At 72.2% G+C, this 12,677-nt stretch carries 15 protein-coding genes and 1 tRNA gene; 11 read left to right on the forward strand and 5 right to left on the reverse strand.

The features are described from left to right. Positions 1-66 precede the first annotated feature (66 nt). From R4Z63_RS09730 to R4Z63_RS09765, 8 genes are all read left to right on the forward strand, one after another. The gene (locus tag R4Z63_RS09730; protein ID WP_384456564.1) at positions 67-762 is read left to right on the forward strand and encodes a DUF2637 domain-containing protein; all 696 of its coding nucleotides are present in this window, start codon (positions 67-69) and stop codon (positions 760-762) included. A 14-nt stretch (positions 763-776) separates the two neighbouring features. Beyond that, complete coding sequence (locus tag R4Z63_RS09735; RefSeq protein ID WP_384456561.1) at positions 777-953, forward strand: hypothetical protein; 177 nt, start codon at positions 777-779, stop codon at positions 951-953. Positions 954-956: 3 nt separating this feature from the next. Then, positions 957-1,151 carry a mobile element transfer protein gene (locus R4Z63_RS09740; RefSeq protein ID WP_384456558.1) on the forward strand — a complete coding sequence of 65 codons (195 nt, stop codon included), beginning with the start codon at positions 957-959 and terminating at the stop codon, positions 1,149-1,151. 13 nt (positions 1,152-1,164) lie between these two features. Next, positions 1,165-1,323 carry a hypothetical protein gene (locus R4Z63_RS09745; protein ID WP_384456555.1) on the forward strand — a complete coding sequence of 53 codons (159 nt, stop codon included), beginning with the start codon at positions 1,165-1,167 and terminating at the stop codon, positions 1,321-1,323. 11 nt (positions 1,324-1,334) lie between these two features. Next, positions 1,335-1,670 carry a SpdD-like protein gene (locus R4Z63_RS09750; protein WP_384456553.1) on the forward strand — a complete coding sequence of 112 codons (336 nt, stop codon included), beginning with the start codon at positions 1,335-1,337 and terminating at the stop codon, positions 1,668-1,670. A 91-nt stretch (positions 1,671-1,761) separates the two neighbouring features. Continuing rightward, on the forward strand, positions 1,762-3,153 hold the full coding sequence (gene repSA / locus R4Z63_RS09755) for a replication initiator protein RepSA (RefSeq protein WP_384448804.1): 1,392 nt from the start codon (positions 1,762-1,764) through the stop codon (positions 3,151-3,153). Further along, the gene (locus R4Z63_RS09760) at positions 3,150-3,338 is read left to right on the forward strand and encodes a helix-turn-helix transcriptional regulator (protein WP_384448640.1); all 189 of its coding nucleotides are present in this window, start codon (positions 3,150-3,152) and stop codon (positions 3,336-3,338) included. The genes repSA and R4Z63_RS09760 overlap by 4 nt, the downstream gene beginning before the upstream one ends. After that, a complete protein-coding gene (locus R4Z63_RS09765) occupies positions 3,338-4,489 on the forward strand; it encodes a tyrosine-type recombinase/integrase (RefSeq protein ID WP_384448642.1) in 1,152 nt (383 codons plus the stop codon). The genes R4Z63_RS09760 and R4Z63_RS09765 overlap by 1 nt, the downstream gene beginning before the upstream one ends. A gap of 72 nt (positions 4,490-4,561) precedes the next feature. Here R4Z63_RS09765 and R4Z63_RS09770 read toward each other — a convergent pair. After that, positions 4,562-4,636, reverse strand: a tRNA-Val gene (locus R4Z63_RS09770). Positions 4,637-4,701: 65 nt separating this feature from the next. On the opposite strand from R4Z63_RS09770, the gene R4Z63_RS09775 reads away from it, so the two are divergent. The 3 genes from R4Z63_RS09775 (at position 4,702) to R4Z63_RS09785 (ending at position 7,318) form a co-directional block, all read left to right on the forward strand. Beyond that, positions 4,702-5,985: a coiled-coil domain-containing protein gene (locus R4Z63_RS09775; RefSeq protein ID WP_384448645.1), complete on the forward strand. Its 1,284-nt coding sequence runs from the start codon at positions 4,702-4,704 to the stop codon at positions 5,983-5,985. Between the two features lie 309 nt (positions 5,986-6,294). Further along, positions 6,295-6,858 carry a DUF4383 domain-containing protein gene (locus R4Z63_RS09780; RefSeq protein ID WP_384448807.1) on the forward strand — a complete coding sequence of 188 codons (564 nt, stop codon included), beginning with the start codon at positions 6,295-6,297 and terminating at the stop codon, positions 6,856-6,858. 232 nt (positions 6,859-7,090) lie between these two features. Next, a complete protein-coding gene (locus R4Z63_RS09785) occupies positions 7,091-7,318 on the forward strand; it encodes an FmdB family zinc ribbon protein (protein WP_037924459.1) in 228 nt (75 codons plus the stop codon). A gap of 23 nt (positions 7,319-7,341) precedes the next feature. Here the strand turns inward: R4Z63_RS09785 and R4Z63_RS09790 are convergent, their stop codons facing one another. The 4 genes from R4Z63_RS09790 to R4Z63_RS09805 are packed head-to-tail and all read right to left on the reverse strand — an operon-like array spanning position 7,342 to position 12,534. Then, positions 7,342-8,001, reverse strand: coding sequence for an O-methyltransferase (locus R4Z63_RS09790; RefSeq protein ID WP_037924024.1), 660 nt, complete (start codon positions 7,999-8,001; stop codon positions 7,342-7,344). Next, positions 7,998-8,828, reverse strand: coding sequence for an HAD family hydrolase (locus R4Z63_RS09795; protein WP_384448648.1), 831 nt, complete (start codon positions 8,826-8,828; stop codon positions 7,998-8,000). Before R4Z63_RS09795 ends, R4Z63_RS09790 begins: the two co-directional genes overlap by 4 nt. After that, positions 8,825-11,359, reverse strand: a complete 2,535-nt coding sequence (locus tag R4Z63_RS09800; RefSeq protein WP_384448651.1) for a phosphoribosyltransferase — start codon at positions 11,357-11,359, stop codon at positions 8,825-8,827. Before R4Z63_RS09800 ends, R4Z63_RS09795 begins: the two co-directional genes overlap by 4 nt. Before the next feature lie 8 nt (positions 11,360-11,367). Then, complete coding sequence (locus tag R4Z63_RS09805) at positions 11,368-12,534, reverse strand: HpcH/HpaI aldolase/citrate lyase family protein (RefSeq protein ID WP_384448654.1); 1,167 nt, start codon at positions 12,532-12,534, stop codon at positions 11,368-11,370. Between the last annotated feature and the right edge of the window lie 143 nt (positions 12,535-12,677).

The following is a 12,677-nucleotide window of genomic DNA, read 5'->3' on the forward strand; positions in this document are numbered from 1 at the left end:
CGGCGTGACCGCATCGCGCCAGGTCTCTACCCCTCCCATGCCCGAAACCGGAAGGAGGACCCTCCGATGCGTCCCATCCGCCGACCGGACGCCGTCCTCGTACAAGCCGTGATCGCCGGCGCCCTGTCCTTCGCTCACCTCCACGACCTGGCTGCGGCTGCCGGACAGTCCGGTTGGAAGGCCTGGGCCTACCCGGTCTCCGTGGATCTCCTGCTCGTCGCCGCCTGGCACCGGCTGCGGACCTCGCGGGCTGCCGGTGAACCTGCCCGCTCGGCCTGGACATGGTTCATGGTCGCCCTGGCCGCGTCGCTCGGCGCGAACGTTGCCACCGCCGGTCTCCTCGACCTCGGCCATGTTCCCGCCTGGCTGCGCATCCTCGTCGCGGGCTGGCCCGCCCTCGCGTTCCTCGGCGGCACCCTCCTTGTCCACTCACCTGGGCATCCGGCGGCGCCTGCCGAACCCGACACGACCACCGAGCAACCCTCAGCCGTGGAAGCCGTCATCGAGCGGGATGACGTAGCCGAGCCTGCGCCGGAGATCGCCGCCGCACCGGCCCTTCCCTCCCCGGAGCCGGATCCGGAACCCGCACCGGAGCCCGAACCCGCCCCCGTCTCCGTACCGCCGGCGCTCGTCGCTCACGCCCGGAAGGTCGCCGACGACTACCGCGCCCGCACCGGCTACCCGATCGACGCCGACACCCTGCGCGCCCGCCTCGGCGTCCCGCCCCTGATGGCCAACGCCATCGCCGCCCAGCTCGCCTGAGAAGGAGATCGACCATGCGCCACTCGACCCGGCACGCCCTGGAGCGCGCCGCCGAACTGACCCGGAACAACCGCCTGGTGGAAGCCATGGCCACCGCCGAGCCCGTGATCCTCGCCGCCGACGAGTACGAGTCGGCCGAGATTCGCCAGTGGCTCAACGAGCACGCCGACGACTTCACCAGGGAGGCCTGAGCCATGGCCGCCCGCGACCACTTCCACTCCGTGATGCGGATCGGCCCCGTGCAGATCGGCACCCACCGCGACCGCCACGGCCGTACCAAGTACGCCGCCGTCTGCACGTCCGACCGCTGCGGCTGGTCCTCCGCCTACTCCAGCTCCTCGGCCGCCCAGCTCGCCGCCCGTACGCACCGCTGCCGTATCACCGACTGAACGGAGCACGCCCATGGACGTCCCTCTCTGGCTCGCGCTGGTCGTCGTCGGCGGCCTCGGCATCAAGCTCATCCGCCCGCCCTGGTGGCTCGTCGCCGTGATCCTCCTCGGCGGCTACCTCCTCGCCGACAGCGTCCTCGCCCCGCTCATCGACACCACGATCAACAAGTAGGGAGACCCACCATGCTCCGCCCTCGCATCCCGGTCAACCCGCTTCCGACCGGCCTCGTCACCCCGCTCGTCCAGCCGACCACCTCGGCCGACATCGAGCCGGCGGCCTGCAACCACCACGATCACACCCTCGCGCCCATCCCGGCCACGCCCCGCGTCCAGGTCCCGGCCGTCCGCCTCACCCCGACCGGTCTCCTCGCCGTCGTCGCCGGCGGCGCCGGACTCGTCCTGGTCGTTGGCACGGTCCTCGTCTCGATGCTCCTCGCCGTCGCCGTCAGCGCCGCCTCGGTCGCCGTCTGCGCCGTCGTCCTGCGCTCGCTCCTCAACGACCAGCACAAGCGCCGCTAGTCGGGCTCCCGGGCGGCTCAACCGCCAAGTCTCCGCCGCCCGGGAGCCCCGCCCCTATCCAGTCCAGAGAACCAGAAGGCGCCTGCTCATGATGACCGACACCGACCACGTACCGGGCCTGGCCCCGGCCACCCTGAGCGACATGCTCCGGGTGGCCGCCTCCCCCGGCTTCGACCGCTGGAAGGAACAGATTCACCGCACCGGTGGCTGCTCCCAGCCCATCCATCTCCAGGGCTGGACCCTGACCCGGGACAAGACCACCGGCGAGGCCCTGCACCGCTACTCCACCGACGCCGAGCCCGGCGGACGGCTCCGGATCGCCTGCGGCAACCGCCGTGCCTCCCGCTGCCCCGCCTGCGCCTGGACCTACGCGGGCGACACGTACCACCTCATCCGCGCCGGCCTTGCCGGAGACGACCGCCGCGACATCCCGGCCGCCGTCCGCGATCACCCCCGTGTGTTCCTGACCCTCACGGCGCCGTCGTTCGGGCCGGTCCACAACCGGCCCGGCACCCGGCCCTGTCGCTGCGGCACCCGTCACTCTGAGGACGCTGCCGAGCTGGGCACGCCCCTCGATCCCGACGCGTACGACTACGCCGGCGCCGTGCTGTTCAACAACTACGCCGGACAGCTCTGGCAGAGGTTCGCCACCCGGCTCCGCCGTGAGATCGCCGCCGCTGCCGGGCTCTCCCAGCGGGAGTTGAAGGAGGTCGCCCGGCTCTCCTACGGGAAGGTGGCCGAGTTCCAGAAGCGCGGCGCCGTCCACTTCCACGCCGTGATCCGCCTCGACGGACCCGACGGGCCCGACACCCCTCCCTCGTCCTGGGCCACGACCGAACTCCTCACCCGAGCCATCCAGGCTGCCGCTGCCCACGCGTACACGACCATCGCCGTCCCCGCCGTCGGCGATCAGCCGTTACGCCGACTCCGCTGGGGCACCCAGCTCGACATCCGGCCCGTCCGAGCCTTCGGCGACGGCTCCGACATCACCGAACAGGCCGTCGCTTCCTACATCGCCAAGTACTCGACCAAGGCTGCCGAGACCACTGGAAGCCTCGACCGCCGTATCGGCAACCGTGAGGCCCTCGTCCTCCTCGCCATCCCCGAGCACACCCGCCGCCTCGTCGAAGCCTGCTTCGACCTGGACCCGCTCTACCCCGACCGCCGCCTCCTCGCCTGGGCCCACATGCTCGGCTTCCGGGGCCACTTCTCCACCAAGTCCCGGCAGTACTCCACCACCCTGGGCGACCTTCGCCAGACCCGCGCCGACTACCGCGCCGCCCAGGAACGCACCGCCCGCGGCCTCGACGACATCCAGCCGGACACCGTCCTCGTCCTCGCCTCCTGGGCCTACGCCGGTCAGGGCCACTCCCCCGGTGAAGCCGCCCTCGCCGCCTCCATCGCCCGGGACATCCAGCTCAACCGTGAGACCGCCCGCGAAGCCCTACGCGACCAACTCGCCCTGGAAGGAGCCGCAGCATGACCACCGCCACCGCCGAGCTGCTGACCGTTCCCGAGGTCATGACGCGCCTCAAGCTCGGCCGCTCCACCGTCTACGACCTCATCCGGTCCCGCCGCCTGGTCTCCATCACCATCGGCCGGTCGCGCCGCGTTCCCGCCGACGCCGTCCAGGACTTCATCAACAACCAGATTGAGGAGGCCGCCTGATGGCCGCCCAGCGCAAGCGCAACCCCAACGGGGCCGGCACCATCACCCAACGGTCCGACGGCCGCTATCAGGCTGCCGTCTACGTCCTCCAGCCCGACGGCACCCGCGCCCGGAAGTTCGCCTACGGCAAGACCTGGGCCGAGTGCGACGCCAAGCGCCGCGCGCTCCTCGACAAGGTCGACAACGGCGTTCCCGTCCCGACCCGTTCGATGAAGCTCTCCGAGTGGCTGCCGTACTGGCTCGACAACATCGTCAAGCCGCGCCGCAAGAAGACCACCGCGGCCAAGTACGAGGTGCACGTCCGGCTGTACCTCGTTCCGATGCTCGGGCCCAAGCGGCTGGAATCCCTCGGCGTCGCCGACGTCCGGCGCTTCCTCGTCCAGTTGGAGAAGAAGACCAGCGCCGCCACCGCCAAGGAGTCCCACCGGGTCCTGCGCACCGCCCTCACCGCCGCCTGCCGTGAGGAGCTGGTGAGCCGGAATGTCGCGACGCTCGTCGAGCCGCCGACCGTCGCCGCCCGGGAGCTCTCCCCCTGGTCCCTGGACGAGACGCTCGACTTCCTCGCCGCCGCCCGGAAGGACCCGCTGTACGCCGCCTTCGTGCTCGCCATCGCCCTCGGCTTCCGCCGCGGTGAGGTCGTCGGCCTTCGCTGGGAGAACGTCGACCTCGACAAGCGAGAGATCCGGGTCAGGACTCAGCGCCAGCGGGTGGCCGGTGAGGTATACGAGGACGATCCCAAGGGACGCCGGCGCAAGCAGACGCTCCCGCTCCCCGCGATCTGCATCGCGCCTCTCCGGTGGCAGCGTCTCAGGCAGGCCGCCGCCCGCGAGCGCGCCGGAGAGAAGTGGACGGACACCGGGTACGTCTTCACCACCCGCACCGGACAGCCCATCGAGCCGCGGAACCTCTACCGCTCGTTCACCCGCGTCGCGAAGAACGCTGACCTCCGCGTCGTCCGACTCCACGACGCCCGGCACGGTACGGCGACGCTTCTCACCGCCGCCGGCGTCCCGCCCCGCGTCGTGATGGAGATCCTCGGTCACAGCCAGATCGCCGTCACGATGAACGTCTACACCCACGTCGTCCAGGACACGCAGCGCGAGGCCGTGAGTCACATCGACCGGCTGCTCAGGAGTCGTCCCCGGTCGTGATCGACCGTTCCCGTTGATGTCAGATGTAGATGTCAAAGGCCCCTCGCCATGATCGGCGAGGGGCCTTTTCCCTGGTGGGCGCGGACGGTTTCGAACCGCCGACATCTGCTTTGTAAGAGCAGCGCTCTACCCCTGAGCTACGCACCCGTGGATGAGTGGACAGCCTACATGGCGGGCACACCCCCCACGCAAACCCGTTCCCGTGGGGGAGAATGGACCGGGGCATGGCGGACACGTACGGGAGAGGGACTGTGACGACGGCATCCCGGCGGTGGTTCGGTGGGCGGGACGAGAGTCGGCGGGCGGATGCGCAGGCGGCCAAGGATGCCGCCGCGGCCGCGTTCTACGAGCTGGACACGGCGCAGCGGGATCTGCGGATCTCGATCGAGACCATCGCCGCGGCGGACGGGTCGCCCGCGGCACGGCAGGCGACCGAGGGTTTCGCCGCGCTCGGGCAGCGCATCGACCAGGTCAGCCACGTCTACATCGAGGCGGTCGACGCGCACGACCTGGACCGGGCGGAGCTGGAGGCCGCGGTGGCCACGCGTGCGCGGGATCAGCTGACGCGTGCCCGTGATGAACTCGTGCGGGTCAAGGGGGAGCTGGAGCGGTTCGCGCAGAGCCTGCAGCCGTTGCTGGACAAGGCCGAGACGCAGCTCGCGCGGGTCGCGCCGGCGCGGGAGCGGGCCAGGGCCGCGCTGATCGGGGCCAGTGATGCGCTGGACGCCATGCGGGCCAAGGGGATGCGGGCCGACGACCTCGCGGCGCGGCTGGCGGCGCTGGGGCCGGAGCTGACCAAGCTGAACCAGGGCGCGGCACAGCACGGGGTGCAGGAGACGGTGCGGCGCGCCGACCGGATCCTGCGGGACGCGGAGGCCATACGGGCGGAGGCGGCGCGGCTGCCGGAGCGGGCGGCGGAGATCGACCGGCGGCTGGTGAGCCTGCGGACCCGGGCGCAGGCGCTGCGCAATCGGGCGGAACGGGTGGATCCGGTGCTGAGCGAGTTGCGGCGGCGGTTCAGTGCGGCGTGCTGGCAGGACCTCCAGCAGGTGCCGGACGAGGCGGTACGGAGTGTGTCCCGGGCCGAGGAGCAGCTGCGGGAGGCGGGCGCGGCCCGGGACGAGCAGCGCTGGGCGGACGTGGGGGCGCTGATCGAGGCGGTCCGCGGTGCGCTGGAGGCGACGGACGAGGCGGTGTCGGCGGCGCAGGACCGGCTGACGCGGCTGGAGGCGGTGGCGCGGGATCCGCAGGCGGAGGTGGACCGGACCCGGTTCGCGATCCGGGACGCCCAGCGGCTGGCGATGGCGGGGCGCAGTGTGGCGGATCCGCGGCACGCCCGGCCGCTGGACGATGCGGTGGCGCGGGTGGGCCGGGCGCTGGACGGGCTGGAGGGCAGGCATCCGGACTACTGGGCGTTCCTCCAGGAGATGGAGGCCGTCCGGGCTTCCGTGAACCGGGTGGTGACCGGCATCCGGGAGGAGCTCGCCCACGGCTAGCGCGGGCGGGTCTGGTCCGCCCCTGCCTTCGCGGCTCCGCGGCCCCGTGGCGCTTGTCGCGCCGGTCTTCTGGGTCGCGCTTGTCGTGGGGCGTCCGGCGACGGATGCTGGAGGGTGCGGGACGGATCAGAGGAGGCCTCCATGGCTGCCCACACCTTCCACAAGCCGCATGCGTCCCAGGCACCCCCGGTGTCGCAGCAGCCGTATGCGCCGCATGCGGCGTACGGATGCACCGAGCCCCATGAGCACTATGCGCCCTACGTGGCCCACGAGCCGTACGAGCCCCGCGTACCGCAGGATCCGCACCCGATGGCGCGGCGGGTGCAGCGCGTTCTGCATCCCGTCAATGCCCGGCTCGACGAGCACCTGCCCATCGATCACAAGCTCAGCCAGGTGTACCGGGTCGGGGCGGGGCTGACCGGTCTGTTGCTGGTGGTCTTCGGGATCCTGGGCCTGGTCGACCGGATCGGGTTCTTCGACACGGGCGGGGACACCGTGCTCGCGTTGAACACCAACGGTGCGCTGAGTGTCCTGTCGATCTGCATCGGCGGGCTGCTCATCGTCGGGATGGTGCTGGGCGGGACCTTCGCCTCGACGCTGAACATCGTGCTGGGCGTGTTGTTCATCGCGAGCGGGTTCGTGAACCTGGCGCTGCTCGACACCGGGCTGAACTTCCTGGCCTTCCAGATCCAGAACGTGCTGTTCAGCTTCGTCGTCGGCGTGATGCTGATGTGGTTCGGGATGTACGGGCGGGTGGGCAGCGCGCTGCCGCACGACAATCCGTACTGGCGGGCCCGTCACCCTGAGCAGGCGGCCCGGGAGGACCGGGCGAGGCTGGCGCGCGGGCAGCTCGCGCGGCCCGACGCCGTCTAGGTGTCGGGGGACGGCGCCGGCCCACCCGCCGCGGCACCGGCCCACCCGCCGCGGCACCGGCGCCGACCCGCCGGGCGTCGCACCGGCACCGACCCGCCCGGGGTAGCCCCCGACCACCGCCGTCCTCTCCTTCCCACACGCCGTCCCCCGTCCCACCGGCCGGCCCCGACACCGTGCGCGAGCCGGCCGGGAGTCGTAGCGCGCGGGCGCCGCGCGCGCTTAGCCTGTGCGCATGCCTCGTTACGAATTCCGCTGCCGGACCTGCGACGACACCTTTGAGGTCAGCCGCCCCATGGCCGAGTCCTCCGCCCCTGCCGACTGCCCGGCCGGGCACGCCGACACCGTGAAGCTGCTGTCCGCCGTCGCCGTGGGCGGGGCGGGCCGCGCGCCCGCGGCTGCGGCCGCGCGCCCCATGGGCGGTGCGGGCGGGGGCTGCTGCGGTGGCGGCGGCTGCGGCTGACGCTGCTGCCTGCCGGCGCCCGTCTAGCGCTTGCGCGAGAGCGTCAGGCCGTCCGAGATCGCCAGGAGGACGGAGTCCATGCGCGGATCCGCGGCGACGTGGTCGTTGAAGGCGCGCACGCCGGCCGCCGAGCCGGTGGCCGACTCGTCGAGGACCGTGCCGTGGAACAGGGTGTTGTCCGTGACGATCAGACCGCCGGGACGCAGCCGCGGGACGAGCTCCTCCCAGTAGGCGATCTGGCTCTCCTTGTCGGCGTCCACGTAGGCCATGTCGATGTGCGGCTCGGTGGGCATCGCCCGCAGGGTCTCCAGGGCCGGCGCGATGCGCAGCTCGATGCGGTCGGCGACGCCGGCCTCCTCCCAGGCCTGCCTGCCGTACGCCGTCCACTCCTCGGAGACGTCGCAGGCGATGAGGCGGCCGTCGGCGGGCAGCGCCTGGGCCATCGACAGGGCCGAGAAGCCGGTGAAGGTGCCGATCTCGACGATGTGGCGGGCGCCGGTCAGGCGGACGAGGAAGGCCAGCAGGGGTCCCTGCTCCTCCGCGGACTGCATCCCGGCGACGTCCGGGAACGCGGCATAGGTCCTCGCAACCAGCCCCCGCTGGACGGAGTCCAGCGGGGGGTTGTGGTCGAGCATGTAGCGGTACAGCTCGTCTGTGATCTTCGTGCTGTTGCCTTTGGTCATGCGTCCAGTCTGCCGAGCCGACCGGCCTCGCGGGCGAATGCGCGCACGATTTCCTCGCCGGCCAGGACGCCCGCTTCGGCGAGCGCGGTCACCGAGGGGGCCGTCCAGTGCGCGTCGGCCAGTTCCCCATGGCCCGGGCGCCAGGCGGCGTCGGCCGCCAGCAGCAGGTCGGCGTCCAGGAGGGAGTCGCCGGCGGCGAGGGTGGTGGTCGCCCCGGTCCTGCGGGCGACCTCACGCATCGCCGCGCTCTTGGTGAGCGGGCGCGGCACGGCATAGATCTTCCGGCCCTGGAGGGAGACCGTCCAGCCGCGGGGCCCGGCCCACTCCGCCAGGGACTTGAGCCATGCGTCGGGAACCAGGGGGCGTTCGACGACGAGGTAGGCGAAGAGGTCCTCGGCCACCCGTGCCTTGCGCAGCCACGCCGGGTCGGCGACGGACGACAGGTGCTCGCGGACCTCCTCCAGCGGGGCGCACTCCTCGGCCAGGCGCGCCGCGACCTGTCGCCGCCACTCGCGGTCCGGCACGCCGTCGACGAGGAGCTGCCCGCCGTTGGCGCAGATCGCGTACCGGGCCGGGCGGCCGGGGAAGCGGATGCGCTGGTACTGCTTGCGCGTGCGGGTGGTGGTGGGGACGAAGACGACGGACGGGTCCTCGGTGAGCTCCGCCAGCAGCGCCGCTGCCGTCTCCGTCATGTAGGACAGCGGCTTGCTCTCGTGGACCTCGACGCAGAGCAGGCGGGGGGCCACCGGGTCGGGCATGGTCAGACCGAGGGCGGCCGCCGAGTAGATGAGCGTACGGTCGAGGTCACTGGCTACGAGGACAGTCACTGGGTGGCCACAGCCTTTCCGTCGGCGCCGGTGGCGCCGCGCGTGAATCGGGGGTGGATGAGCCCGACGCAGGTGTAGGGCAGGTCGTCAGCCTCTTCCACCGGGACGCCGCGCTGCTCGGCGAGCAGCCGTACGTGGTCCAGGTCGGACCCGGCGCCGCGCTGCGCCAGGATCTTCCAGGGCACCCGGCGCAGGAGCACGCGGGTGGTCTCGCCGACGCCGGGCTTGACGAGGTTCACGTCGTGGATGCCGTATTCCTCGCTGATCCGCTCGACCGCCGCCCAGCCCTCCCAGGTCGGCGTGCGGTCGGCCGCGAGGAGTTCCTTGACCTCCTCGTCGACGGCGTCCGCGACGTCGTCGAAGTGGGCGGCGACGGCGTCGACGAATTCGGCGGAGACGTCGGCTCCGGCGAGCTCGCGGTAGAACTTCGCGCCGTGGAAGTCGGATGGCCCGACCAGGTCGGACCTCAGAACCGTACGCGAGATGAGTCCGGAGACGGTGGAGTTGAGGCAGGCGGAGGGGATCAGGAAGTCCTCCCGGGTGCCGTAGGTGGGCACGCACGAGCCGGGGTCGGCGAGGACGACGACCTCCGGGTCGAAGCCGGGGAACTCCTTCAGGGCGTCCCTGAGCTCACGGGTGATGGCGCCCTTGCCGGTCCAGCCGTCGACGAAGACGACGTCGGCGGGATCGTGGTGGGCGGCCAGCCAGCGCAGGGCGTTGGCGTCGATGCCGCGGCCGCGCACGATGGAGACGGCGTAGTGCGGGAGGTCCAGGCCGTGCCGGGCGCGGGCCCAGCGGCGCATCAGGACGCCCACGGGGGTGCCGGCGCGGGCGAGGGAGACCAGGACCGGGGAGGGGGAGCGTTCGGCGAGGACGGTCTCGGTGACCGTGCCGACGGCGCGGGCGACGCGGGCGGCGGAGGCGGTCAGCGCGCTGCGGTAGAGCTCCTGGTACTGGGGCGAGGGCTGGTACTCGACGGGCAGGGACTCGGCGTAGTGCGCGCCGCCGGCCTGGATGGCCTCCTCGCGCTCCTCGGTGGGGGCTTCGAGCTGGACGCCGGAGAGGTCCTGGAGCAGCCAGCCGACGTCCTCGGGGGCGTAGGAGGAGAAGGCGGGGCCGCGCAGCGGCTCGGGCATGGTCGGCTCCTGCCGGGTGTCGGGGGTGCTGAAGGCCGTGCCCGGCGGCAGGGGCGCCGTGGACGGTGTGTAGGAGGGGACGACGGCCAGGACGAGGCGGCCGGTGTGCGGGGCGAGGGCGGCGAGGAGTCCTGTGTGCAGTTCGGGGGTGTCGCCGGCCGAGTCCACGACGGCGACGACGGTGTCGAAGCCGGAGCCGTCCGCCGGGCGGGCGACGTTGTAGGCGTAGCGGTCGCCGGGGCCGTCGGCGGGGGTGTCGTGGGCGGGGAAGACGAGGCGGGTGCGGATGGCGTAGCCGGGGTCGTCCACGGCCAGCACCGGGGAGCGGGTGGTGGTGGAGAAGCGGACCTCGCGGGCCGCGCCCGTCTCCTCCAGCGCCTTGGCCAGGCGCAGCGGCGCGTACATCAGCTCCTCGTTGCCGAGGACGAGGACCCGTCCGGGATCGGCGCCGAGGGCGGCCCCGAGGCGGGCGGTGAGGTCGGGCAGGGCGGCCTCCAGACGCTCGCGGTGCAGCGGGTGGAAGCCGTGCCGGCCGCCGTCGGGGAGCCCGTGCGGCCACCGCAGGTCGACGTGCAGGACGGGCCGCGGGGAGCCCGCCGGTCCGGCCGCGTCCGCCGCGTCCGTCTGCTCGTGCTCCTCCACCAGCGCCTTCCCCTTGGCCAGCACCCCGTCGGGGAGGGACACCGTGCCGGAGGCGAGGGCGATCAGGTCCACGCGTGCGCCCAGCTCGGCGGCGAAGGCCGTGAGCCGGTCGCGGTCGGCCGGGGAGCGCATGTCGACGAGGGCGACGACCACGTACCGCGAGCGGGGGTGACGGGCGTGCAGGTCGCGGATGGTGTTGAGGACGGTGTTGCCGGTGGAGAACTCGTCGTCGACCAGGACGAGCGGCCCGTCGCCGGCGAGGAGCGCGGGGTCTTCGGGCAGCAGCAGGTGGGAGGTGGCGTGCGAGTGTGCCTCTTCGAAGCCGCCCGCCGCCGTGACGCCGGGGACGGGCCGGCGGGTGGAGTGCAGGTACGGGGCGGATCCCAGGCCGTCGGCGACGCAGTGGCCGAGCCCGGTGGCGGTCTCGGCGTAGCCGAGGACCACGGCCGTCGCCGCGGCCTCGTCGCCGAGCAGGGCCCGTACGCGTGTTCCGAGCCCGAACCCGGCGGCGTACACCGTGCTCGGGGACTGCGGGACGTGCTTGCCCAGCACCTGCGAGACCAGCAGGTGTGCGCGCTTGGGGTTGCGCCGCAGGGCCATCCCGAGCAGGTCCGTCAGCCGCGGGCTCAGCCGCGGACCGGGCCGCGGCCCCCCTTCGGAGTCGTGCAGGGCGACTCCCAGCCGGTCCGCGACCCAGGTACCCGACCACACCTCGTCGATCGTCTTGCCCTTCCTCGTCGTCTGCTTCGGCACCGGCTCGCTCACACCTGGAGCCCGGCCGTGAGCAGGTCGACGAAGCCGACCTGCTCCTTCGCCACACCGAAGGCCTCGGCGCGCAGCATGGTGCGCTCGGCCCAGGCCCGGTGGGGCTTGATCTCGTTCATTTTGTTCGTATAAGCCGAACGCATCACTCCGCCCCCGCCGCGCTCGGGCCTCAGGATGTCCTCGGCGTCGCAGAACTCCTCGTGGGAGACCACCGACAGGGCGTGCACGGGTGTGACGTGGGCGGGGTGGATGCAGGTCTTGCCGAGCAGCCCGTTGGCCCGGTCGAGCTCGATCTCGCGCAGCAGTCCGTCCAGGTCGTGTTCGATCAGCGCGGTGCGCAGTTCCTCGACGCCCTCCTCCAGGAAGGGGCTGCGGCGCAGCTGGGGCTTGAAGAGGCGCTGCTGGCTGCGGAAGTACTCCCAGACGGGGCCGGTCACGGTGAATCCGGTGCCGTCGGCCCGGCTGAGGACGTTGACGACGTCCGCGATGACGCCGGCGACGATCTGGACGTCGTAGGCGGTCATGTCCGGGGTGCGGCGCAGTCCGTAGGCGGAGCAGAAGTCGGTGACTCCGAGGCGCAGTGCCAGGACCCGGTCGCGGTGGCTGTTGACCGTGCGGGAGATCCCGGCGAGGGCTTCCACGCGGGTTTCCAGGTGGAGGAGTTCCGGCGTCTCCAGGACGGGCATGGCATACAGCCGGTCCCGTCCGCTCACGGCCTCCGCGTCGGCGACGGCTTCGAGGAAGGGGATGCCGCGCCGTTCGTCGAACTTCGGAAGTACGAATCCGGCCAGGTGCCGTACCGAGGGGCCCAGGCGGCGTGCCAGGTCCGGTATCTGGTCGGGCGTGCGGACGCGGATGAAGAGCAGCGGGAGCTCGCCGGCGTCGGCGTCGAGGTCGCGGAACTGGCGGACGAGGTTGTTCTCGGCGTCGAGGACATCGGCGTCGCTGATCGAATCCTCCAGGCAGAGGACCATCGAGACGACTCCGCGGCCGGCCTGCTTGCGGATGTCCGCGGCCAGCGCCGGGCGGGTGGCGGGGCTGTAGAGGGTGGCCCCGAGGGCCGCCGCGAGGAGACGGGCGGGTGAGGTCCCGGTGAACTCCGCCGGTTCCTGGTGGAAGAGGTCCTTACGGACCGTGGGCGATATGTGCCCAAAGTGACGCATGTGCTTCCCCCGTACAACCTCGGCGGCCCAACTGGCATGGCCGGTAATAGTACGTACGAACGTGAACGAAGAGTTCCTCAAGCACATGAAGTTCAGGTAACCCACTTGCACGATGCCCAGCTCGCACGATCGGTACAAGGCCC

This window comes from Streptomyces sp. PL-29 (assembly GCF_058344425.1).

Bases quoted from the DNA above. Each gene is read 5' to 3' on its own strand.
- R4Z63_RS09730 (WP_384456564.1), top strand. From the start codon at position 67: ATGCGTCCCATCCGCCGACCGGACGCCGTCCTCGTACAAGCCGTGATC.
- R4Z63_RS09735 (WP_384456561.1), top strand. From the start codon at position 777: ATGCGCCACTCGACCCGGCACGCCCTGGAGCGCGCCGCCGAACTGACC.
- R4Z63_RS09740 (WP_384456558.1), top strand. From the start codon at position 957: ATGGCCGCCCGCGACCACTTCCACTCCGTGATGCGGATCGGCCCCGTG.
- R4Z63_RS09745 (WP_384456555.1), top strand. From the start codon at position 1,165: ATGGACGTCCCTCTCTGGCTCGCGCTGGTCGTCGTCGGCGGCCTCGGC.
- R4Z63_RS09750 (WP_384456553.1), top strand. From the start codon at position 1,335: ATGCTCCGCCCTCGCATCCCGGTCAACCCGCTTCCGACCGGCCTCGTC.
- repSA (WP_384448804.1), top strand. From the start codon at position 1,762: ATGACCGACACCGACCACGTACCGGGCCTGGCCCCGGCCACCCTGAGC.
- R4Z63_RS09760 (WP_384448640.1), top strand. From the start codon at position 3,150: ATGACCACCGCCACCGCCGAGCTGCTGACCGTTCCCGAGGTCATGACG.
- R4Z63_RS09765 (WP_384448642.1), top strand. From the start codon at position 3,338: ATGGCCGCCCAGCGCAAGCGCAACCCCAACGGGGCCGGCACCATCACC.
- R4Z63_RS09775 (WP_384448645.1), top strand. From the start codon at position 4,702: ATGGACCGGGGCATGGCGGACACGTACGGGAGAGGGACTGTGACGACG.
- R4Z63_RS09780 (WP_384448807.1), top strand. From the start codon at position 6,295: ATGGCGCGGCGGGTGCAGCGCGTTCTGCATCCCGTCAATGCCCGGCTC.
- R4Z63_RS09785 (WP_037924459.1), top strand. From the start codon at position 7,091: ATGCCTCGTTACGAATTCCGCTGCCGGACCTGCGACGACACCTTTGAG.
- R4Z63_RS09790 (WP_037924024.1), bottom strand. From the start codon at position 8,001: ATGACCAAAGGCAACAGCACGAAGATCACAGACGAGCTGTACCGCTAC.
- R4Z63_RS09805 (WP_384448654.1), bottom strand. From the start codon at position 12,534: ATGCGTCACTTTGGGCACATATCGCCCACGGTCCGTAAGGACCTCTTC.